Genomic DNA, 19,847 nt, shown 5'->3' on the forward strand with positions numbered 1-19,847 from the left:
TTAAATCTATTAAATGTTTGCTTGCTGCCGTTGATATAGTGACCAATACAAACCCTTTTGTTGCAACAATTGTGAGTGAGTACCACGTTCGGCAATCACACCTTGCTCCAAAACCAAAATCAAGTCGGCACGTTTGAGGGGAGCAAAGCGGTGAGCAATCAGGAACACGGTACGGTTGGCGGAAATTTTTTGCAGGTTTTGCAGCACTTGTTGTTCAGTTTCACTATCCAAGGCACTAGTAGCTTCATCCAAAACTAAAATCGGTGCTTGGGAAAGAAATAGCCTTGCCAAAGCAATACGTTGTCTCTGTCCACCAGATAAAGCTGTACCGCGTTCGCCAACATTGGTTTCGTAACCGTATGGTAATTGACTAATGAAGTCGTGAGCCACGGCTAATCTTGCCGCCTCTACAACTTGCTCTGCGGTAATATCGGGACTACCGAGAGTGATATTTTCCAAAATAGAACCGTTAAATAAAAAGTCTTCTTGGAGAACTACACTAACTTGTTGCCGCAGTGAGGCTAAATCGGCACTTTTTATATCAAAACCATCAATCAGGATGCGTCCTGATTCAATTTGATAGAGGCGTTGCAATAGTTTAGACAGGGTACTTTTCCCAGAACCGCTACGTCCGACAATGCCAACAAACTGCCCTGGTTCAGCACTGAAAGAGATTCCCCGCAGAATTGCTTCAAAGTTCGGCCGGTAGCGGAAAAATACTTGCTCGAAGGTGATTTGTCCTTTCAGGGGTGGCAAAACTAAGCCAGTTCCCAGTTCAGCTTCTGGGGAGACGTTAAGAATATCACCAATGCGATCTACAGAAAGTAGCACTTGTTGAAGGTTTTGCCACAACTGTACTAAGCGCAAAAGCGGGCCTGTGACTCTACCAGACAACATTTGAAATGCAACAAGCTGTCCAATTGTGAGCTTTTGTTCGATGACTAACTTGGCACCAAACCAGAGAATCAGCATGGTGGACAAATTAGTAAGAAAGTCACCAATGTTGCTGCTGATATTGGAGGTGGTAGAAGCTTTAAAGCCTGTGCGAATGAAGCGGGCGAATAAGCCTTCCCAGCGATCGCGGGCTACTGGTTCGGCTGCGTGGGCTTTAACGGAGTGAATTCCGGTGATTGTCTCTACTAGAAACGATTGACTATCGGCACTCCGGTTAAAGGTTTCGTTGAGCCAGTTACGCAGAATTGGTGTTGCAACTATCGTTAATGTGGCAAATAGTGGCAGTACTGCTAAGGCCACAAAGGTGAGTGGGACGTTATAGTAAAACATCAATGCCAGGTACACCACAGCAAAGATGCTATCCAGAATCACAGTTAATGCTGTACCTGTGAGAAACTGACGAATTTGTTCGAGTTCCTGGACTCTTGCTACTGTATCTCCGACGCGTCGCGACTCAAAATAAGCCAAAGGCAGACGCATCAGATGGCGAAATAGCTGTGCTGATAAACTCAAATCCAGACGACGAGCTGTATGGGTAAAGATGAATAGGCGCAGAATACCCAGTATGGACTCAAATATGGCTACGCATAAAAGTGCCAGTGCCATCACATCGAGAGTCGGCAAACTCCCCTGCACCATCACTTTATCAATGACGACTTGGGTAATTAGGGGTGTTGTTAACCCCAAAAGCTGCAAAGTAAAAGATGCTAACAATACTTCTGTGAGCAATCCCTTATACTTCCAAACTGCTGGGGTAAACCAACTGAGGTTAAATTTTTCTTGCTGGGATATGAGTTCTACTTGCCACAATCGTCCATCCCAAGACGCCTCAACTATTGACTGCGGCAAGCTTTCACAAGTCCGTTCGGGATTTAGAGGGTTAGCGATAATTAAGCGATCGCCTTTAACTCCATAAGCTACCACCCAGGATGGACTCTGGGGTGAGTCAGAATTCCACAGCAGTAAAGCTGGAAATGATAACTGTCGCAACTCACCCCAACTCACTTGTAACCGCCGCATCACTAACCCTAACTTTTCTGCTGCTTCCACAACCTGTTTTGGGCGTTGTCCTCTGAGTTGACGCTGCACCCATTCCAGTTGCACAGAATTTTCTAACTGTTGCGCCACCATTGTTAAACAGGCAGCAGCGGTATTCCAACTGGCAACAAACGGATAAATTGCAGCGATTAAATTGGCGGCTGGGAGTCCTTTTTGGGGTTGGAGGCTGTGGGGGCTGGAAGTCCCGTCTGAGGTTGATGTTATTGAAGGAGTGCTAGAAAAGGAAAATGTCTCCCTTTGTCCCTCCATCTCTACTGGTAACGCTTGCCAAAATTCCTGAATTTGTGGGTGAGAAAATTCTGCCCACAGCGCAGTATTCCAACAAACTACTATCACTTCTTTACTAGCAGCTACAGCTTTAAAATCCGCAGATAGCTTTTGGAAGTCGCCAAACCAATCCCCTGCATCTAGGGCGGCTATTGGTTTGCCAATCCCTTCTTCTCGCAAGCGGACTTTCCCAGCCACAATTAAAAATTGATAGCCACCGACATCGTTTGACCAGATTTTTTCTCCAAGACGATACTGGCGGGTTTGGCACTCATTTTCCAATCGGGATTGTTGTTCGGGAGTCAGCCAGCATAGCGGTGGCTGATTCCAAGGCAAAGAAGCTAGCACTTTTAATCGTAAAGATTCATTATCCAGAATTTTTAACTCACTTGTAACTTGACTGTCAGTTTTTGAATTTTCTCTGCTAGCCATTTTTCAAACAACTCATTTTGTAGTGCTTGCTGTAGTTGAGTATCTTCTAAAGACGCTGGTAGAAATTGTTCTACTCGAAACAAACCATAAGGCCCTTCTCCTTGGGGAGAGTCTTTGCCAACGATTTCTATTGGGCCTATCAATTGTCCGGGACTGGCCACATCAATAGCTGCCCGTAATATATCCGGCATACTACCTCGGCTGACGATTCCCATCATGCCATTCACAATTCGGTCATCTGAAAGGGAATACTCTTTAGCTAGTTGCTCAAAACTACCTCCTTCTTCTATTTGGGTTTGGAGTTCGTCTGCCAATTCTCGATTATCAACAACAATCCGGGAAAGTACTACCCGATCTAAAAAAATCTTGCGTTCAATAAAATATTCTGGGAGTTTTGTTTGTGTCACTACAGCTTTCAGCTTTTCTAACTTGTAACCAAAAGCAACCGATGTGTGAAAAGTAGCGTAATCTGTATTATTTGTCTTTAACCATTCTTGAAAACTTTGGGGGTCAGTCAGTTGATTTTTCAGCCTAAAGTCAATAATTGACTGTTCAGTTATTGCGGTACCAATTTCAATATCATCTCGCGTTCTGATTTCTTCCTCAATTACGTACTGCCGGAGAATATCCCCAATGAACTGTCCCAATTTTCCAGAGGCTTGCAGGTACTTTACTGCTTGCTCTATAGAAATTATTTGGTCATTAATTGTCAAAAATGATAAAGATTCCATGAACTAATTATGTAAAAATGGTTAAACACTTATAGTACTTTTAAATTAAATCATATAGAAATCATCTAGTCATTAATGGATAAAAATGATAAAGATTCTATGAACTAATTACATCTAAATGGTCAAAAAATTATATAGCTAGTAAATAAAATAATTTGCCACGATCACTTTTACAGTCTAGTGGGGACAAAATCAGGATTGAAAATATTAGTGGTGGCGCAGTAGTAAGGCAAATTAGTTATTTTCTACCAATGCTCTTCAAGAGTGCTGAGTGTTGAGTGGGGAATCTGGAACTGGTAACGGCCTAAATGCCCCACTTAAAGGAGTAATGGTAATTGTTTATTCTCGTCAGTCTACTTAATGAAAGTTATCCATGTCCAAGCAAGTAGTACAGATGCGATCGCACCGATTAATGTATTAAAAATATTTACTACTTCATTGGTCAGCCAGGTATACTTAGATTGCAGTGTTGCCCCAATCACACTTTCTAGGTTGGTGGCAATAAATGCTGCCAGTACACACCAAGCGACTCCTAATAGATCGATTAAACCAACTCCCCAACCCACAAATGCGATCGCTACAGAAGCCACAATCCCAGCTAAAGTTCCCTCCAAGCTTACCGCTCCTTCTGTGCCGCGAGGCACTGGTTGGAGTGTGGTAATCAAAAAGGTGCTTTTACCATAAGCTTTACCGACTTCGCTGGCAGTGGTATCAGCCAGCTTTGTACTGAAACTCGCTACATAGGCTAACAATAATAGGGACTGGAGACTTGTACTGAGGATTGCAGAAGTATTGGAAATTATCGAGTAGGGAGTAGATACGAGGAATCCCGAATTTATTATTCCTACTCCCAAAGCACACAGCGCCCCAGTCAAAGCCGAACCCCAGACATTTTCTGGGCCTCTTGCCCCAGAACGCTTTTCGGCAATTCCTTCTGCCTCCTTCTGCGCCATCCCGATGCGGGTAACGCCAGAACCAACCAAAAAATAGAACATTACTACTGCATATCCTTGCCAGCCTAGAGTTACCCAAATTAAGATGGCTAAAAACCAGGCGTGGAATAATCCAGCAGGGGTAAGTAGCTTTTTGGGAGCAATCCAAGCTAAACCCAATAAAATTGTGTTTAATACTACTGCTACTAACCAGGGATTTACAGAATCTATTGAGGATGACATCAGCAATTAATCATGAGTAATTTTGTCTGAATATCAACAGAATAACGAATTTGTGATGCTTAGTGCTTTATTTTTGCAACCTCTCTAGGTAAAGTAATATGTTTGTATTATTAACTAAATTGCGTAGGCATCATTCTGAAAGCTGAGTGTCAAACCATCAATGAGGTCTTAGATATACGCTCCAATGATTAAACAAAATGCAAAACTTCTTTTGAGTTAGGTAGACTCTTCTCCGTAGCCGCAGAGTACAGTGGCGGAAGTATTACTCAGTCCCCAATCTTAGTAATAAGGATAAAGAATATAAGTTAATGTTAATAAAAACTGTGTCCAAGTTAACCACAATCAAAACTTAATAGCATAAATTGTAGATAGCATAAATTACTAGTATTTTTCACATAAGCTATGAGCCAAACTTTATTCCATCTAGCTTTCCCTGTAACTGACATTGCCCAAACAAAAGCATATTATGTAGATGGTTTGGGCTGCATTCCTGGTCGTGAAAACCACCATGCCCTGATTCTCAATCTCTACGGTCATCAATTAGTGGCTCATGTCACAAAAGAACCTTTGACACTGCAACAAACTATCTATCCCAGACACTTTGGGCTAATTTTTACCCAAGAACGTGACTGGCAAGACTTACTACAAAGAGCACAACAACAACAGCTAATTTTTCGTGAAGAAACCAAAAACCGCTTTATCGGTTCTCCTCTGGAGCATCGCACTTTCTTTTTAGAAGATCCCTTTTATAATCTCATGGAGTTCAAGTATTATCGTCACCCAGAGGCGATTTTTGGGAGTTACGAACATACGCAAATTGGGGATAGGACTTAAAAAATTAAAAATTAAAAATCAAGTAATGCAAGCGTAACAAATATCTTGGTTAGGGATTTCCAAGAAATAAATTATCCAAATAAACGTAGACGCATTCGCGCAGGTCTCTAAGAGTTGCGGCTTGCCGCAGGCTACCACAGAGGCGCAGAGAACACAAAAGAGAAGAAATAGAGAGAATTTTTGCGCCAGTTTTGGGATATTTTTTTATTTAGAAGTCCCTTACTGACTGGATTTTTTATTCAGCAAGGGTAACTGAATAGGCTTTGCTAAAGCTGCTGTGACTACTCTTAAACTCCTGGGGTCTGTCAGCATCCAAGGGTGTAGAGTAACTGGTACTATTACTTGGCTCCCTACGGGCATTTGTGAACTATTTGCTGGGACAATCATTAAATCATAAGGTGTCCAGATAGACGTAAAATCTAGCTGCCCCAACATTACAGCATCAGAATTTAAATCCTTGAGAAAAATGCTGTCGGGGCGCATTTGTAGGCAACCAGGACGCCTAGAACCATAAGCAACCACTGTTCCATAATGGGGCGAAGAGATGGTAATAAACCGCTGCACGCGGTTAATTCCTCCTAATCGCTGAACATAATAACGGCTGACAATTCCTCCCATACTGAAGCCGATTAAATCTAGGCGTTGTTCTGGTGCAAAGGTGGCTGTAACATAATCGGCTACTTGTTTTGCCAATTCATCAAGACCCACATCACCATTATTAGGAACTAGATTCAGAGAATGTACAGACCAACCCTGTAATACTAAATGAACCGCCATTTTCTGGAAAACTGCCCTCGTATCGTCAATGCCGTGTATTAACAAAACGGGATTACGTTGTTGATTTTCAATATTCATTTACAAAATCTGGCTGAATTAAGGGGTGTATTTCACTTTTGTAAGTACATACTGCTCTACAAACTGAAGCTATTTTTTTTCGGATTCTTTAAAAGTTATTGTTGCAAACAAAACTAAAATGCTTTCAAAGAGAATTTGTATAAAGTTTTACAAATTAATCCGTTCCTTTGCCAATAGGCTATGACACTCCTTCGACTGGGTAAGAGCAAACTGCTCATTTAACTTCAATTGGGTATTTACCAAACAAAGAAATGTTAATTATTGTAAAGCTTGCTTTCAGAATCTTGCTCTTAGCTACAGTAAAATTTAATAATTAGTTCTCGGTGTGTGCAGGTTGCAAATGCTTGCAATAGAACATTTGCCCTGTGGTTTTACTACAATGTTAATTAAGCACAAACCTATAAGGGTTGTCACCAGAACCGCGTGACGACAAGTAGATAATGTAACATTTTGTCGTAATTTTTAACAATTACGGTCTAGTTGCAAATATAAAAGGTAAAAGGCAGGAGTAATTGTAATGGATTTTATCAAAAAGTTAATTTCGGGTATTCAGGGTTTTCTTGGGGGTATTCTGGGCTTTATTACCGGACTGTTACCGGGGAAGAAGAAAAGCAACGGCTACTTTTTAGAATTGGACGAAGCTAAAGATGCTGCCAAAGATGCTGCTAAAGAGGTAGCATCGAACGCGAAGAAAGTAGCAGATACAGTTACATCGACAGTTACATCGAATGCGAAGAAAGTAGCAGAGACAATTACATCAGAAGCACCAACTTCATCCAAGCCAGATTCGTTAAATGGAACAAAAACCGCCGCTACCAAGACTAAGGCTAAGGAAAAATCAGCTAAAAATCCCAAACCAGCTGACGTTCAATTAGTCCAGACTGCTGAGGGTCTTAAAATTGAACCGGGCAAAAAAGCAAAAGCGGCAGCAGCCAAAGTACTCAAAGAAGAGCCAACTGAAACAACCTTTGCACCAAAATATCTTGCTCCTTCGACTACTAGCTCTAATGGTCGTCGTCGTCCAGGGGCGAATATGAGTGCTTATCTAGACATGGCACGTCAGATTAAAACACCTAAATAATTCATAGAGACCGTAAATTTACGGTCTCTATAGATTAAACGCGAAGATGCAAGGTTAAGATAACTTTGCCATTTGTAGATGGGGGAACTCTCCAAAGTAGGAGCGATCGCTTAATTTTCTCCACTACAACTGGATCTTTTAGCGTGGAGGTTTCTTCATCCAAAAGTACTCGTTCTACCCGACCTTTCTTGACGGTGAACTCAAAGACGATTTCACCACTGAAGCCGGAAGGAAAGTTTAGTTGCTCAAGGTGTTGGGTTAAGTCAGCAATTTCTGTCTCATCCAAACCAGTGACGCTGATAACCTCTAACTGATGGTTGATGGCTGCGTCTAATATTTCATCTTGTTCCATCTCCTCTAAATCAAAGCTCAAAGACATCTCAACTTCTTTGGCTGCTGGAGATTGTAGCGATCGCTTTTGCCGAAGAAAATCTGGAGCTTCTGCTGGTAACGTTGATAATTTCATTTGAGGTGCAAAACCACCAGCCGGAGCATTGCCAAACACTCCTTGGTAACTAACTGCTTCCGGCATTTCTACTGGCATCTGCATAGACACATATTCGCTTCCTGGTTCAACCCGCACATCATCGCTGACAGCCACAAAAGCGGTATATTGAGAAAGCAGTTGATAAGTTAAGGCTGTTTCTGTAACTGCTTCTACACCAGCTTTAGTTTCAAAGCTCACCATTTGATTCATTAAATCTTTAATCCGAGCGCGTCCCCACAACTGCGCTACAGCAAGATTTCCTGTTTCCTCAAATATGAGGTTAAACGTTTTTTCATAGTGCTTACCACCCGCAGCAATGCCGGAAATTTGAAGATTTCCGCTAGTTCTATCCTGTTTGCGACCAAACAAAACTAATGGTTGTTCGCAGAATAAATCAGGCGCTACCTTTGGGTAAATCACAGGCAATTCTGTGTCACCCTGCCAAGAGATTTGAATGTTCGTGAGTACAGGGTTATTGATTTGCCTGTAGAACTTTTCGGCAACCTCTTCTGTGGGTTCATCATGACGAATAATTCGGGATATTCCCCGGCCAATTTCGGCGATGCGATTTAGTAAAAAACGGTTAACTGAACTACCAGCACCGAAACTATAAAGGCGATTTCCCGGTTGGAGGTACTGTTGTACTTCTGCTAAAATCTCATTTTCGTTGCCGATATAGCCATCAGTTAGAAGTACAACGCTGCGTAATCTTCCGACTGGTGTGGGGAAATTTATGGCTGTACGAATGCCACTGAGCATTTCTGTACTGCCATCAGCTTGTAAATTGTTAATGTAAGCGATCGCTTTGGTACGATTTTCTGGTGTATTCGGTAGAGGTGTTGGCGATAACTGTCTGACTCTATCGGAAAAATCGATAATTGTGAAAGTATCGTTGGGATTCAACCCATTAATAAATCGCCGCATCAATTCCTGACACTTTTGCAACGGATCGCCAGATTGGGAGCCGGAAGTATCCACCAAAAATACGACATCTTTAGGCACAATCTCATCAGTGGAATATTCCAAAGCTGGAATCAGATATATGGCAAAATGTCCGCCGCGATCGTCGGCTTGGGTTAATACTGTAGATTGAGTTTCTTTACCAGAAACTTGATAGCGGAGAATTAAATCTTTGTTGGGAATTGTATCTTCTCCAGCTAATTGAATCCGCACAATTTGACCTGAGTGTTCAATTTTTAATTGATGAGAAGGAGAACGCACTTCAGAAATTGGTAAACCTGCATCAATTTCGACTGTGACATTAATATTGTGACGCGATGTCTGCGACGGGCTACGCCTACGCATTCCTTCTAAGACTACAGGTGGTGTAATGCGAGAAGCATCAGGAACTTGGTCTGTATCACCGCTATTATCTATCGGTGTTCCCGGAATATATCTTGGCCCCACCACCATCGGGAAAACAAATTCGTAGTTTCCCGCCTCAAATTTTAAACTTTCGGTATAACGAATTGTGACATCAATTTGTTCGCCAGGTTTGATGTTAGCTAGAGATTGGGTAAAAATGTTGTCTCGTTCCTGTTCTAGAAGTCCGGCGGTGCGTCCTTCTTGTTTTGCCTTTTCGTAGATGGCTACAGCTTCTTCACGCTTTTTAATATTACCTTTGATGATGCGATCGCCTATTTTGATTTCCATGTCATCCACCGCCGCCTCATCAGGTAACGGAAAGATATACACTGCTTCTAAAGGCTGCGTGAAGGGATTTTCAAAACTTTGAATGACATCAACTCGTGATAAATTACCCGTAATTTTTGCTATAACTTCTGTATGCTTGAGTGGAAAAACTAGTTGCTCTCCTTGAGGCGATTGAACGTACAAACCGCCTAACTGTTGGTTTTTATCACTTACTATATTCATAGATTTGATATAACACTCCAATTTGATTTATGAACTGAGTTATTCAGGTAGGTAATACGAATTACGAATTATTTAACAAACACCAATCCACTATACAAATGAAAAGCTGAATCCCAATTAGTCTGTTCCCTACGAAACAGATCGATGTGAGACTTGATATGACTCAGCATTTCTGTTTGATCTAATGTTGTATCTGCAAAAGATGTGAAATCTGACCAGATTTTGACTTGAGGTAATTGCTGGTCAATCCAACTTGATAAACTATTCCAATTAATTCTGATTGTATTTTGGCTAGCTTGAGGAATGATTTCTAAACCTTGCTGAAATTCATAGCCGTTATCATACAGTCGGAGAATGGAACGTCTACCAGGTATGTGTAAATCACAAAACTGGGCATAGTCTTGTGTTTGGGTTTTCCATTCCAGCTTACGGCGAGCATCAACATCTACAACTTGTTCAAAAATGGGCAAAAGTCCTACTACTCTTGCTGTGACTTCTGACCAGTCAAAAGTGAGAGAACCAAGTTGATTGACTTCGTTTCGGCAAACAACAGTAGCTTGTGGGGTAGATGCTTGGAAATGTTTGACTTGATAAACTTGAATTTGCTGAATTTGCGCTATTGTTGCCCAAAAGCAAGGAATACCAGCCTGCTGTAGCTGTTTGCCATAAAATTTTAGTTCTCCTACTTGGCCAGTGCGGTACAATCTCCAGCCACGACTTGGGAGTACCAGCCGTGCAGTGTAGGGATCTAGCTGCATAATCTGAGCAAATTTTCGAGAAGCTTCTGTTTTCATCTCGGTACTGAGTGGCTCTAAAACTAGTACGCCAAGTTCGGTGTTATTTGGTTCAGATTTTGCTTGGGAAATAGCTCTTTGTCTTTCTTCTAGTTCACTTTCTTGTAGCCGTCGCAAACCTTGGCGTGCGAGCGTTACTATTTTGGCGTTCCTTGTATCTCGCAGCAATTGCCGATAAATTTTTTCTGCATCTTGGCGCTTTTCAGATACTTCATGGAGCCGACCGAGATAATATTGTACCCAAGGATTTTCGGGGGATTCTTTTTGCAGCTGTTTGAGTAATTTAGCTGCTGTTTGATAATCTTTATGCTCAAAGGCGATCGCAACTTGCTCAATCATCACTTACTTTAAATTACACGCTGGAGTGATGTCTCGCGCAAAACTAATTTTGCGTGAGCTATAAATCATTTATACTTCACAAGCTGCGGTAATCAAGGATAATGCTACTACTGGGGCTGTAACTGCTCTCAGAATGCGGCGACCAAGGGAAACAGGCTGAAATCCAGCTAACTTCGCATTTTCAATTTCTTGTGTTGTCCATCCCCCTTCTGGCCCAGTAGCAATGACAATCTCCTCAGAAATGCTACTCAGCACCTTGTTTAAATGGAGATACTCTCCACGAGCCTCACAAATGTAACGGTGACTTGTCTGATTAGCGGTGACGGCAGTATTAAAAGCAACAGGCTCTAAAATTGTCGGCACGAACGAGCGCTCTGATTGTTCGGCGGCTTCCGCAGCGATGCGCCGCCAACGTTCGAGCTTTTGAGCGCTAGGATGAAGCAAAGTGCGATCGCTCAATACTGGTGCAATACAAGCTACTCCTAACTCTGTACAACACCGCACTACTTCATCAAATCCATTGCCTTTGGGCAACGCCACCATCAGCGTAATTGATACAGGTAATTCTGTTTCTACCAAAAGCGCTTCTAAAACCCGTGCTTGTTCCCCTGCTAGCTGTGCTAACCACCATTTTCCCTTACCATCCATTGCAATAAAGCGATCGCCTTCACGCAAGCGCAACACACGCCCTAAATAATGCTGTTGTTCTTTTGTGAGTAAAATTTGCCCTTGTTGTAATTGGGAGGGTGCGATCGCAATTCTTTGCAGTTGAGACATTTTTCTTAATAAATTATTGCCCTGCTGTAGACATCTGTTGTCTAACCCAGGTACGGAAAGCACGAGTTGCTGCTATTTGTCCAATTTTCTTACTTTCTTGGATAAATCGGGGAATCTCTGTCACCAGAACAGGCGCAAAAGTTGGACTGCGATCGCTTTGCGAGTATTGTCCACTGTTAAGGGCGTAAATCCTCAAGACATTTCCGTTATACCGCCAGAATTCTGGGACTCCCATTGAAGCATAAAGGCTTAACTTGTCTATCTTGGGTCTGGAATATTCCACTTCCAGTACTATGTCTGGTGGTGGATCTGTATTTAGGTCAATATTTTCTTTATTGCGGACTAACAATTCATTTTGGATATAGTAACTACTGTCCGGCTCGCCTCCTTGCTCCAAATCATCCCGCGTCATAGTCAACGAGCCAGCGCTTTTAACTTCTAAACCAAATTCTTCACACAGCACAAGAACAAAACCTTCGATGAGACGGTTTGAATTCTCATGCGGCATTAGCGGAGTCATAATTTCTACTATTCCGTTGTCATAAGCTAGCCTTTTATTTCGCTCACATCCCATATCTGCCAGCATAGCTTTGAATGTCTGCCAGCTAATGTTTTGCAGCACATCCCTAGTTTCTGCAAATTTTGCTGTTATTACCATAGTTCAGTCTTCCTGTGGATGTGTTACCTAACTGTATTAGGATTTACGCGAGAAAGACACAGATGGATTTATCTGTGTCTCTCATTGATTTCATTATCTTCAATTTTTCGGCTTACGAAAGATTCTGGAAGTAAACCTCTAGCGCTTCAGTCACCAACTGAGTCATCGGCTTACCTTGGCTTTCTGCTACTTCCTTCAACTTGCTATAAACCTCTTCTTTCAAATTTACCCGGTGACGTGATTTGCTTGCACCATTGGCTGTTTGCGGTTCGTAGGTGGCAGCAAATTCGCGGATGGTATCAAAACCAACGCGATCGCAAAAATCACCAAACTTTTCCTTCGATTTTCGAGATTTCTTAAAGTAAACAAAAATCGGTTCTAAGAAGGTTTCCAAGTCATTATGGTGCAGCTTTTCTATGTAAGGTTGTGCCAGTCGAGTCTGATTTGGCGAACCCCCTAACCATAATTGGTAAGATTCTGGAGCGCTACCGACAAAGGCCAATTCTGCTAGGTAGGGACGAGCGCAGCCATTGGGACATCCTGTCATCCTTACCACAAAATGTTCTTTTTGTAAACCTACTTTATCTAAAAGAGCGCGAACCCGCTCCAAAATGCCTGGTATTGCCCGTTCTGATTCCGTGATTGCCAAGCCGCAAGTGGGCAAAGCCGGACAAGCCATTGCATACCGCACTAAAGGTTCGATTTTACTAGGGTCGTCTACGATACCGTGACGGCTGAGAATGTCTTGAATAGCTTCCTTGCTATCTGGTTCGATATCGTAAAAAATCAGGTTGTGGTTGGCTGTCAGACGGATGGACAAATTGAACTGTTCAACAATTTCCCGCAAAGCGGTTTTCAGTTGAAACGAACCTTCATCTTTGATTCGACCATTGTCAATGGAAATTCCTAAGAATAGCTTGCCATCACCTTGTTCATTCCAGCCGAGGAAATCGTAATATTTAAACTCTGGCAGTGGTTTGAAGGCTTCGATTGATTTACCGAAATATTCTTCAACTTGGGTGCGGAATTTATCTACGCCCCAATCGTTGATTAGATATTTTAATCTGGCATGACGACGATCGGTGCGATCGCCATAATCTCTCTGGGTCGCAACAATCGCTTTCACTATGTCGTAAACGTCATCCTTCGCCACATAACCAATGGGGTCTGCTAACCTAGCGAAAGTTTCCTCTTTACCGTGGGTTCTACCTAAACCACCACCAGCAAAAATATTAAATCCTTCTAATTGCTTTTTCTTATTGGTAATCACTACCAACGTCAGGTCTTGAGAATACAAATCAATCGAATTATCCCCTGGCACCGTCACGCAAATTTTAAACTTGCGGGGCATATAGTACGTGCCATAAATCGGTTCTTCGTTGTTATGGATAATTGTGCCATTCCCATTGCGTTGTCGCGCCGCCTTCACCTCTGGGTTCTCTTCAGCACTAATTGCTTTTTCCCCATCTAGCCAAATTTCGTAATAAGCACCTGTTTGCGCTGTTAGCAAGTCAGCAATATTCTGGGCATACTCCCAAGCATACTGGTACTCTGGGCGATTCTTAAATGGGGCTGGTGGTGCCATCACGTTGCGGTTAATGTCGCCACAAGCTCCCAAAGTCGAACCCAGGTTCTTGACAATGGTGGCAATTGCTGATTTAAGATTCTTCTTTAAAATTCCGTGCAGTTGGAAACCTTGACGCGTAGTTGCTCGTAACGTGTGGTTGCCATACTCATCAGCTATTTTATCTAAAGCCAGATACAGCTGCGGCGGTACTAAACCACCCGGATTTTTTGTCCGCAGCATAAACTGGTAATCTTTTTCCTGTCCCTTGGTGCGGTTATCGCGGTTATCCTGCTGATAAGAACCGTGAAACTTCAAAAGCTGCACCGCATTTTCGGTAAAATGGGTAGTGTCTTGAAGGATCTCAGTTGCTATAGGTTCGCGCAAAAAATTACTATTTTCCTTGATTCCTTCTACTTTGGAAGGCTTACGGGTTGCGATGGGGGAAGGAGCAGATTTAACCATTAGACTTGTATAGTATTCTCAATAAAGCATTAGTAGACGCCGAATCAGCACCCTTCGGCTACTTGATCCCCGGTAATCCGGCCGGAATAATGAGGAATATTTTAATTTTATCACGGCAAAAGCTGGCTTTGTCAGTGATGTAATACTTAACAAAACCAGCTTTTTGGAGTAGTGAGTGAATAAGTGCTGAGTCCTAAGTACTAAGTAAAGTATAAACTGACTGAGGACTCAATAATCTTTTATTTGAAGCGATAACCAATACCACCATTGATGCTAACAGCTGGAGTATCGCTATTTTGGTAAGCACCAATTCCTACTTTGGCATTAGTGTAGAGGAGGAAATTGTTAGCAACTTCTGATTCAACACCAGCACCTACTACTACTGAATCTTTGTTACCTATAGGAGTTGGCGAGCCATCTTTCTCTACAAAAGAATAACCACCAGTTAAATAGGCATTAGTTCTATTAGCGATAGGTACATCCACAGAAAGTTCTGGGATAATGGCACTTGTCTTATCACTCCAGAGGACATTACCGCGTGCAGAAAATGGCGTAGTTCCTAATTTCACACGGCCTGTAACATTACCACCAAATGTGGCATCATCGTTGATACCTTGTCCGCCGCTGGTAACGCCAGCTGCAACACCAGCACCAACATAGCTAGCATCAGTACCCTTTTTAGTTTCAGCAGAAGCTTGACCAGCTGATAGGAAAAAAGGAGCAACTATTAAGGAAGACAATGCAGAAATTGTCATGAAAGACTTGAGTAAGCTCTTCATATTTTTTACCAAATTTTGTATTTTTTACTTGTATATTCCAAGTCGAAAATTGTATGAGAATGTTCCAAATGTTTCCCGGATTTTATTAAATGAATGTTGCTATTGATGCATGGCGCTTAGAGCTTAATTCTCCCTGAGAATAATAAATAAGCTGTTATAATTACATTCAATGTCTTTTCATCCGGGGTCTTTGTTCCAAAAATAGACGCTTTGAAAACTGGCACAATATTTGGAACTAAAACTAAGTCGGTATATGGTAAATAAAATACCCGACTAACAATTTTTTGCCGAGCTTTTCACAGAAGATGAAAAGTAGGCTGTAGCATCTGTTGCAACAAGCTATAGAGGGAATCTATAAAGTTAATTTTGAGCAATTCTTGTGGAGATTGAATAATGCTAACCGCTGCAAAAACGTTATCTGGTTTGATGGGTTTATGTGTCGGTGATGCGTTGGGTGTGCCGGTGGAGTTTACTAGTCGTGCTGAACGAGTGAAATCTCCAGTGACAACGATGCAGGGTTATGGCACATGGAATCAACCACCAGGAACTTGGTCAGATGACAGTTCCTTAAGCTTTTGCTTGGCAGAGTGCCTTTGCAGGGGGTATTCGTTGGATGCTATAGCCAATTCCTTCTGGCGCTGGTACAAGGAGGCTTACTGGACTCCCCGTGGCGATGTCTTTGATATTGGTCAAACTACTCACACAGCAATTATGCGGCTGAAACAGGGAGTTGTTCCCCATCAGGCGGGTGGAAAGGTTGAAAATAGTAATGGCAATGGTTCTTTGATGAGAATCCTGCCGATGGCTTATTGTCACAGAAACTTGACTTTAGGCGAATTGCTGGCGCGAGTGCATGATGTTTCGGCGATTACTCATGCTCATGCGCGATCGCAAATGGCCTGTGGCATTTATATTAGTATTGCAGTGGCACTCTTGGAAGGGGCTGACCCCCAAACAGCTTATTTACAAGGATTACAAGATATCCAAACAATTTATTCTGTGCGAGAATTTTTGTTAGAGAAGCGGCATTTTGGCAGAATTTTTAGTGGTGAGATTGCCAAGATACCAGTGGAAGAGATTAATTCTGGTGGCTATGTGATTGATACCTTGGAGTCATCCCTGTGGTGTTTATTAAATAGCTCGTCTTATTCTGAAGCAGTACTGAAAGCTGTCAACCTAGGTGGAGATAGCGATACTACCGCCGCCGTCACCGGTGGGTTAGCGGGAATTTACTATGGCGTAGAAAATATTCCCAAACAATGGATGAACCAAATTGCTCGCAGACAGGACATTATCTACTTGGCAGAGCGTTTTGGAAGGGCTGTTTACAGTTAATTTGGAGTTAAAAATTATACTAAACGTTTCAACAGCGGCTTTTCGCAAGTAAAATCAGTGGTAGAAAAGTTTCATGCTGGTTGAACAATGCTAACCGCTGCAAAAACGTTGTCTGGTTTGATGGGTTTATGTGTTGGTGATGCGTTGGGCGTGCCAGTGGAGTTCACCAGCCGCGCTGAACGGGTAAAATCTCCAGTCACATCGATGCTGGGTTATGGAACTTGGGATGTTCCTGCTGGTACGTGGTCAGATGACAGTTCACTGACCTTTTGCTTGGCAGAATGTCTTTGTGAGGGATTTTCGCTGGATGCAATTGCTAATTCCTTCTGGCGCTGGTATCACGAAAGTTACTGGACTGCTCAAGGCGAAGTATTTGATATCGGTAACACCACATTTTTAGCAATTGTCAACTGGAAACAAGGAACTCCGCCCGTGAAAGCAGGTGGTACTAGCGAAAATAATAATGGCAATGGTTCTCTGATGAGAATCTTGCCGATGGCTTATTGTTACAAAAGTTTAACTCTGGATGAATTGCTGGCGCGGGTGCATCAAGTTTCTTGCCTTACTCATGCTCATCCGCGATCGCAAATGACCTGCGGCATTTATATTAGTATTGCAGTGGCGCTCTTGGAAGGGGCTGACCTCCAAACAGCTTATTTACAAGGATTACAAGATATCCAAACAATTTATTCTGTTCAAGAATTTTTGTTAGAGAAGCCGCATTTTAGCAGAGTTTTCAGTGGTGAGATTGCCAAATTACCAGTAGAAGAGATTAATTCTGGCGGCTATGTGATTGATACTTTAGAATCATCCCTGTGGTGCTTGTTAAATAGCTCGTCTTATTCTGAGGCGGTACTAAAAGCTGTCAACTTAGGCGGAGATACCGATACTACTGCTGCTGTCACCGGTGGGTTAGCGGGAATTTACTACGGGGTGGAAAATATTCCTCAACAATGGATGAACCAGATTGCTCGCAAGCAGGACATTATTAACTTAGCAACTCGTTTTGAAGCAGCTATTTACGCTTAGAGTTAGTAGTTGAGAGTAAAGAGTGAGGAGTTATAAAAATCCTAAATCTTTACTCTTTACTTTTAACTTGCTGAGAAATCCACTGCAAGTAGGCTTGAGAACCGGCAACAATTGGTAAAGCAATAATTTCTGGCACTTCATAGGAGTGCAGTTCCTTAATTTTGGCCTCCATTGCCGGAAACTGCGCCAAATCAGTTTTAATCAGTAATTGCCATTCTTGCTCTTTATGCAGTTCCCCTTGCCAGGTGTAAATTGAGTGGATTGGTAACAGACTCACGCAAGCAGCGAGTTTAGCTGCCACAAGGGCATTTGCAATTGCTTCTGCCTCTTGCATGTTGCTAGCTGTTACCAATACCACACCATAGCCAGCAGGTGTCTCCATGACCTCTAAACCGTCGCAGACAAAGAATATACCTGACCATCAATCAGCAGTCGTGTAATGCCCTTAGCTTGCAAATGAGTCCGAGCCTTATGGAGCATTTTACTATCAGGAACTTTAATCACGCGATCGCGCTTTGTAGAAAAACGCTTGGCGACGCGATGGTTATCAAATACCGGCAAAGTTCTTTGCTGGGTTTCCAGGCTGGGAATTTGCCCCAAGTCACCAAAGTCTTTCAGAGGACGGGTAATTAATTCCGAGGAACGGTCAATTACCAAATAGCAAGTTTTCGGCAAATTCGCTATCGACAGAGGTAAAACTTGAACTGATGCTTCACCTGGTCTTCGTTTTGTGACTAAAGGTCTTTCCTCATCCAAGTCATCGTCATCAAAGTCTTCTTCCTCAAAGTCGTCATCTTCTAAGTCATCATCTTCTAAATCATCCAAATCCTCTGATTCGTCGAGCAAATCTTCGCCCAGCATCTGCGCGATGACTGCCGCTCCTGGATGCTCATTCTTTAGCGGTGGGATGGGGATGCTGACAATTTCCGGCGGCTTTGGCTCTGGAGTTTCTAATTTCTCTGTGACTCGCAGCTTTGGTTTTTCCGTCGCCGAGGGGCGTCGCCGCACCCGTCTACTAGCAGCGAGCGACTCCGCCGTTTCCTCCGAGTAAAGTTCCTGCTCTACATGAATTACCCGACGTGGCAGTGGCTCAACCTTTGGCACTTCCACAGGTGGACTTTCGATGATGGGTGGAACTTCTATCTCCGGCTCTGGTTGAGTCAGCAGAGGTAACTGCTCGTAGCTTACCTGCGCCCTACCCTCAGGAGTTCTCGCAGCCCGTTTTAATGAGACTAAGTATTCATACTCATCTTCTGGCAAAGTGCTTTTGAGCAGGCGACTAATTGTCGAATTACTCACACCATAGCGGTCTGCCAAAGTTGAGGTTGTTTCGGCAGTCTCTCGATATAACTTCAGAATTTCTTGCTTGTCAGAGTCTGTTAATTTTCTCACGGTAGATACCAAAAAACTTTACTAAGCTCGTTTTCGTCCGCTGGTACGCCGCGTTCGTCTTAGTGATGCGTCATATTCTAAGACAGCGCCCATGCCAAATAACACTCCACTAAACACCCAAAACACTTCTAATATCTCCCCACTTTGATAATTGGGGCCTTGGGCATATTTAAACCACATATCTGCAATGTAGAGCGAAAAGGCCGCCGCTGCAATCATTCGCCAAGACTGGGAAACTCTTCCCCCCCAAAAGGCTAGTAGCAGGGTGGTAGCAATAATTAGCAAAACTACATCGCTAACTACGTAAAACCAATTCAAAATAGCGACTAGCAGTTCTGAGGGTGTTTCCTGTTGCATAGAAATCCACCATGCTAACAAACTACCGAACACTGCAATTGCTAACACAATCAGCCACTGCCATTTTTCCAGATTAATTCGCCTGGAAGCCACAGCTAAAATCATGCCTGCGCCAAGTAATAGATAAGTAAGTACAAAAAATATATCGCCTACAGACACATCTGGTTCATCTTTTAAAATTATTTCGGTATACCCGAAAATTATCCCTCCAACGAAATAGGAAAGCATACCTAGCCCAATTAAGAGCCAAACATTCCGTCCACTGACGATTTGCGGACTCAGCCAGTTCCTCAAGCATAAGATACCGGCAGCCAAATAAGCTAAAGCTTCAAAAATATTTGTGCCAATCACATACCACTCGGCTCGGCTTTCTATGCCATCTGCTCCGGGAACTTTGGCACTAAACAACAAAAAGTATAGCAGTGCCAGTACGGCCCAGCCAATATTAGCTAAGACAATGTTCTGAGTGGTGAAAATTGATTTAGAAAGGAACGAATTCTCGTAAGAGTTATTCATAAGACTTGACTATGTAGATGCACTCTGGCAGTATTTTGATTTAAAGGACTGTATATCTAGCAATGTGTCTGCCAGGTAATACACAATCGGAC

General features: G+C 42.7%; 17 protein-coding genes. 4 read left to right on the top strand and 13 right to left on the bottom strand.

What is annotated here, in order from left to right:
• Nucleotides 1–9: 9 nt before the first annotated feature.
• The 3 genes from AC1F2U_RS01965 to AC1F2U_RS01975 form a co-directional block, all read right to left on the bottom strand.
• Nucleotides 10–2,712: a type I secretion system permease/ATPase gene (locus tag AC1F2U_RS01965; RefSeq protein ID WP_480259598.1), complete on the bottom strand. Its 2,703-nt coding sequence runs from the start codon at nt 2,710–2,712 to the stop codon at nt 10–12.
• Complete coding sequence (locus AC1F2U_RS01970; protein ID WP_099102542.1) at nt 2,661–3,443, bottom strand: peptidylprolyl isomerase; 783 nt, start codon at nt 3,441–3,443, stop codon at nt 2,661–2,663. The genes AC1F2U_RS01965 and AC1F2U_RS01970 overlap by 52 nt, the downstream gene beginning before the upstream one ends.
• Before the next feature lie 353 nt (nt 3,444–3,796).
• Nucleotides 3,797–4,618, bottom strand: coding sequence for a DUF92 domain-containing protein (locus AC1F2U_RS01975; protein WP_480259599.1), 822 nt, complete (start codon nt 4,616–4,618; stop codon nt 3,797–3,799).
• Nucleotides 4,619–5,020: 402 nt separating this feature from the next.
• Here AC1F2U_RS01975 and AC1F2U_RS01980 point away from each other — a divergent pair, with 402 nt between their 5' ends.
• Entirely contained in the window at nt 5,021–5,452 is a 432-nt protein-coding gene (locus tag AC1F2U_RS01980; protein WP_480259600.1) for a VOC family protein, read from the top strand.
• 219 nt (nt 5,453–5,671) lie between these two features.
• Here AC1F2U_RS01980 and AC1F2U_RS01985 read toward each other — a convergent pair whose 3' ends face one another.
• The gene (locus AC1F2U_RS01985; protein ID WP_480259601.1) at nt 5,672–6,307 is read right to left on the bottom strand and encodes an esterase/lipase family protein; all 636 of its coding nucleotides are present in this window, start codon (nt 6,305–6,307) and stop codon (nt 5,672–5,674) included.
• A gap of 517 nt (nt 6,308–6,824) precedes the next feature.
• Between AC1F2U_RS01985 and AC1F2U_RS01990 the strand changes: the two genes are divergently transcribed.
• Complete coding sequence (locus tag AC1F2U_RS01990; protein WP_480259602.1) at nt 6,825–7,388, top strand: hypothetical protein; 564 nt, start codon at nt 6,825–6,827, stop codon at nt 7,386–7,388.
• Nucleotides 7,389–7,422: 34 nt separating this feature from the next.
• Here the strand turns inward: AC1F2U_RS01990 and AC1F2U_RS01995 are convergent, their stop codons facing one another.
• The 6 genes from AC1F2U_RS01995 to AC1F2U_RS02020 all read right to left on the bottom strand — a co-directional run bounded on the left by AC1F2U_RS01995 (nt 7,423) and on the right by AC1F2U_RS02020 (nt 15,126).
• Entirely contained in the window at nt 7,423–9,750 is a 2,328-nt protein-coding gene (locus tag AC1F2U_RS01995; protein WP_480259603.1) for a VIT domain-containing protein, read from the bottom strand.
• Between the two features lie 68 nt (nt 9,751–9,818).
• Nucleotides 9,819–10,883 (bottom strand): tetratricopeptide repeat protein, encoded by a 1,065-nt coding sequence (locus AC1F2U_RS02000; RefSeq protein ID WP_480259604.1) that lies wholly within the window; start codon nt 10,881–10,883, stop codon nt 9,819–9,821.
• 69 nt (nt 10,884–10,952) lie between these two features.
• Nucleotides 10,953–11,660: a 16S rRNA (uracil(1498)-N(3))-methyltransferase gene (locus AC1F2U_RS02005; RefSeq protein WP_480259605.1), complete on the bottom strand. Its 708-nt coding sequence runs from the start codon at nt 11,658–11,660 to the stop codon at nt 10,953–10,955.
• Nucleotides 11,661–11,673: 13 nt separating this feature from the next.
• A complete protein-coding gene (locus tag AC1F2U_RS02010) occupies nt 11,674–12,318 on the bottom strand; it encodes a Uma2 family endonuclease (protein ID WP_480259606.1) in 645 nt (214 codons plus the stop codon).
• A 112-nt stretch (nt 12,319–12,430) separates the two neighbouring features.
• On the bottom strand, nt 12,431–14,347 hold the full coding sequence (sir, locus tag AC1F2U_RS02015) for a sulfite reductase, ferredoxin dependent (RefSeq protein WP_480259607.1): 1,917 nt from the start codon (nt 14,345–14,347) through the stop codon (nt 12,431–12,433).
• Between the two features lie 239 nt (nt 14,348–14,586).
• Nucleotides 14,587–15,126 (bottom strand): hypothetical protein, encoded by a 540-nt coding sequence (locus tag AC1F2U_RS02020; protein WP_480259608.1) that lies wholly within the window; start codon nt 15,124–15,126, stop codon nt 14,587–14,589.
• A 393-nt stretch (nt 15,127–15,519) separates the two neighbouring features.
• On the opposite strand from AC1F2U_RS02020, the gene AC1F2U_RS02025 reads away from it, so the two are divergent.
• Nucleotides 15,520–16,461 (top strand): ADP-ribosylglycohydrolase family protein, encoded by a 942-nt coding sequence (locus tag AC1F2U_RS02025; RefSeq protein ID WP_480259609.1) that lies wholly within the window; start codon nt 15,520–15,522, stop codon nt 16,459–16,461.
• A gap of 87 nt (nt 16,462–16,548) precedes the next feature.
• Complete coding sequence (locus AC1F2U_RS02030; RefSeq protein WP_480259610.1) at nt 16,549–17,490, top strand: ADP-ribosylglycohydrolase family protein; 942 nt, start codon at nt 16,549–16,551, stop codon at nt 17,488–17,490.
• Between the two features lie 49 nt (nt 17,491–17,539).
• On the opposite strand, the gene cutA is transcribed toward AC1F2U_RS02030, so the two are convergent.
• From cutA to AC1F2U_RS02045, 3 genes are read right to left on the bottom strand one after another with little or no spacing between them, the layout of a single operon-like run.
• Nucleotides 17,540–17,872 carry a divalent-cation tolerance protein CutA gene (gene cutA, locus AC1F2U_RS02035; RefSeq protein ID WP_480259611.1) on the bottom strand — a complete coding sequence of 111 codons (333 nt, stop codon included), beginning with the start codon at nt 17,870–17,872 and terminating at the stop codon, nt 17,540–17,542.
• 5 nt (nt 17,873–17,877) lie between these two features.
• A complete protein-coding gene (locus AC1F2U_RS02040) occupies nt 17,878–18,882 on the bottom strand; it encodes a transposase (protein ID WP_335040688.1) in 1,005 nt (334 codons plus the stop codon).
• Between the two features lie 21 nt (nt 18,883–18,903).
• Nucleotides 18,904–19,755 carry a hypothetical protein gene (locus tag AC1F2U_RS02045; protein ID WP_334773026.1) on the bottom strand — a complete coding sequence of 284 codons (852 nt, stop codon included), beginning with the start codon at nt 19,753–19,755 and terminating at the stop codon, nt 18,904–18,906.
• Nucleotides 19,756–19,847 lie beyond the last annotated feature (92 nt).

The sequence above is a fragment of the Nostoc sp. LEGE 12454 genome (assembly GCF_056620565.1).

Coding starts and splice junctions, on each gene's coding strand:
- AC1F2U_RS01965 (WP_480259598.1), bottom strand. CDS start 2,712: ATGGCTAGCAGAGAAAATTCAAAAACTGACAGTCAAGTTACAAGTGAG.
- AC1F2U_RS01970 (WP_099102542.1), bottom strand. CDS start 3,443: ATGGAATCTTTATCATTTTTGACAATTAATGACCAAATAATTTCTATA.
- AC1F2U_RS01975 (WP_480259599.1), bottom strand. CDS start 4,618: ATGTCATCCTCAATAGATTCTGTAAATCCCTGGTTAGTAGCAGTAGTA.
- AC1F2U_RS01980 (WP_480259600.1), top strand. CDS start 5,021: ATGAGCCAAACTTTATTCCATCTAGCTTTCCCTGTAACTGACATTGCC.
- AC1F2U_RS01985 (WP_480259601.1), bottom strand. CDS start 6,307: ATGAATATTGAAAATCAACAACGTAATCCCGTTTTGTTAATACACGGC.
- AC1F2U_RS01990 (WP_480259602.1), top strand. CDS start 6,825: ATGGATTTTATCAAAAAGTTAATTTCGGGTATTCAGGGTTTTCTTGGG.
- AC1F2U_RS01995 (WP_480259603.1), bottom strand. CDS start 9,750: ATGAATATAGTAAGTGATAAAAACCAACAGTTAGGCGGTTTGTACGTT.
- AC1F2U_RS02000 (WP_480259604.1), bottom strand. CDS start 10,883: ATGATTGAGCAAGTTGCGATCGCCTTTGAGCATAAAGATTATCAAACA.
- AC1F2U_RS02005 (WP_480259605.1), bottom strand. CDS start 11,660: ATGTCTCAACTGCAAAGAATTGCGATCGCACCCTCCCAATTACAACAA.
- AC1F2U_RS02010 (WP_480259606.1), bottom strand. CDS start 12,318: ATGGTAATAACAGCAAAATTTGCAGAAACTAGGGATGTGCTGCAAAAC.
- sir (WP_480259607.1), bottom strand. CDS start 14,347: ATGGTTAAATCTGCTCCTTCCCCCATCGCAACCCGTAAGCCTTCCAAA.
- AC1F2U_RS02020 (WP_480259608.1), bottom strand. CDS start 15,126: ATGAAGAGCTTACTCAAGTCTTTCATGACAATTTCTGCATTGTCTTCC.
- AC1F2U_RS02025 (WP_480259609.1), top strand. CDS start 15,520: ATGCTAACCGCTGCAAAAACGTTATCTGGTTTGATGGGTTTATGTGTC.
- AC1F2U_RS02030 (WP_480259610.1), top strand. CDS start 16,549: ATGCTAACCGCTGCAAAAACGTTGTCTGGTTTGATGGGTTTATGTGTT.
- cutA (WP_480259611.1), bottom strand. CDS start 17,872: ATGGAGACACCTGCTGGCTATGGTGTGGTATTGGTAACAGCTAGCAAC.
- AC1F2U_RS02045 (WP_334773026.1), bottom strand. CDS start 19,755: ATGAATAACTCTTACGAGAATTCGTTCCTTTCTAAATCAATTTTCACC.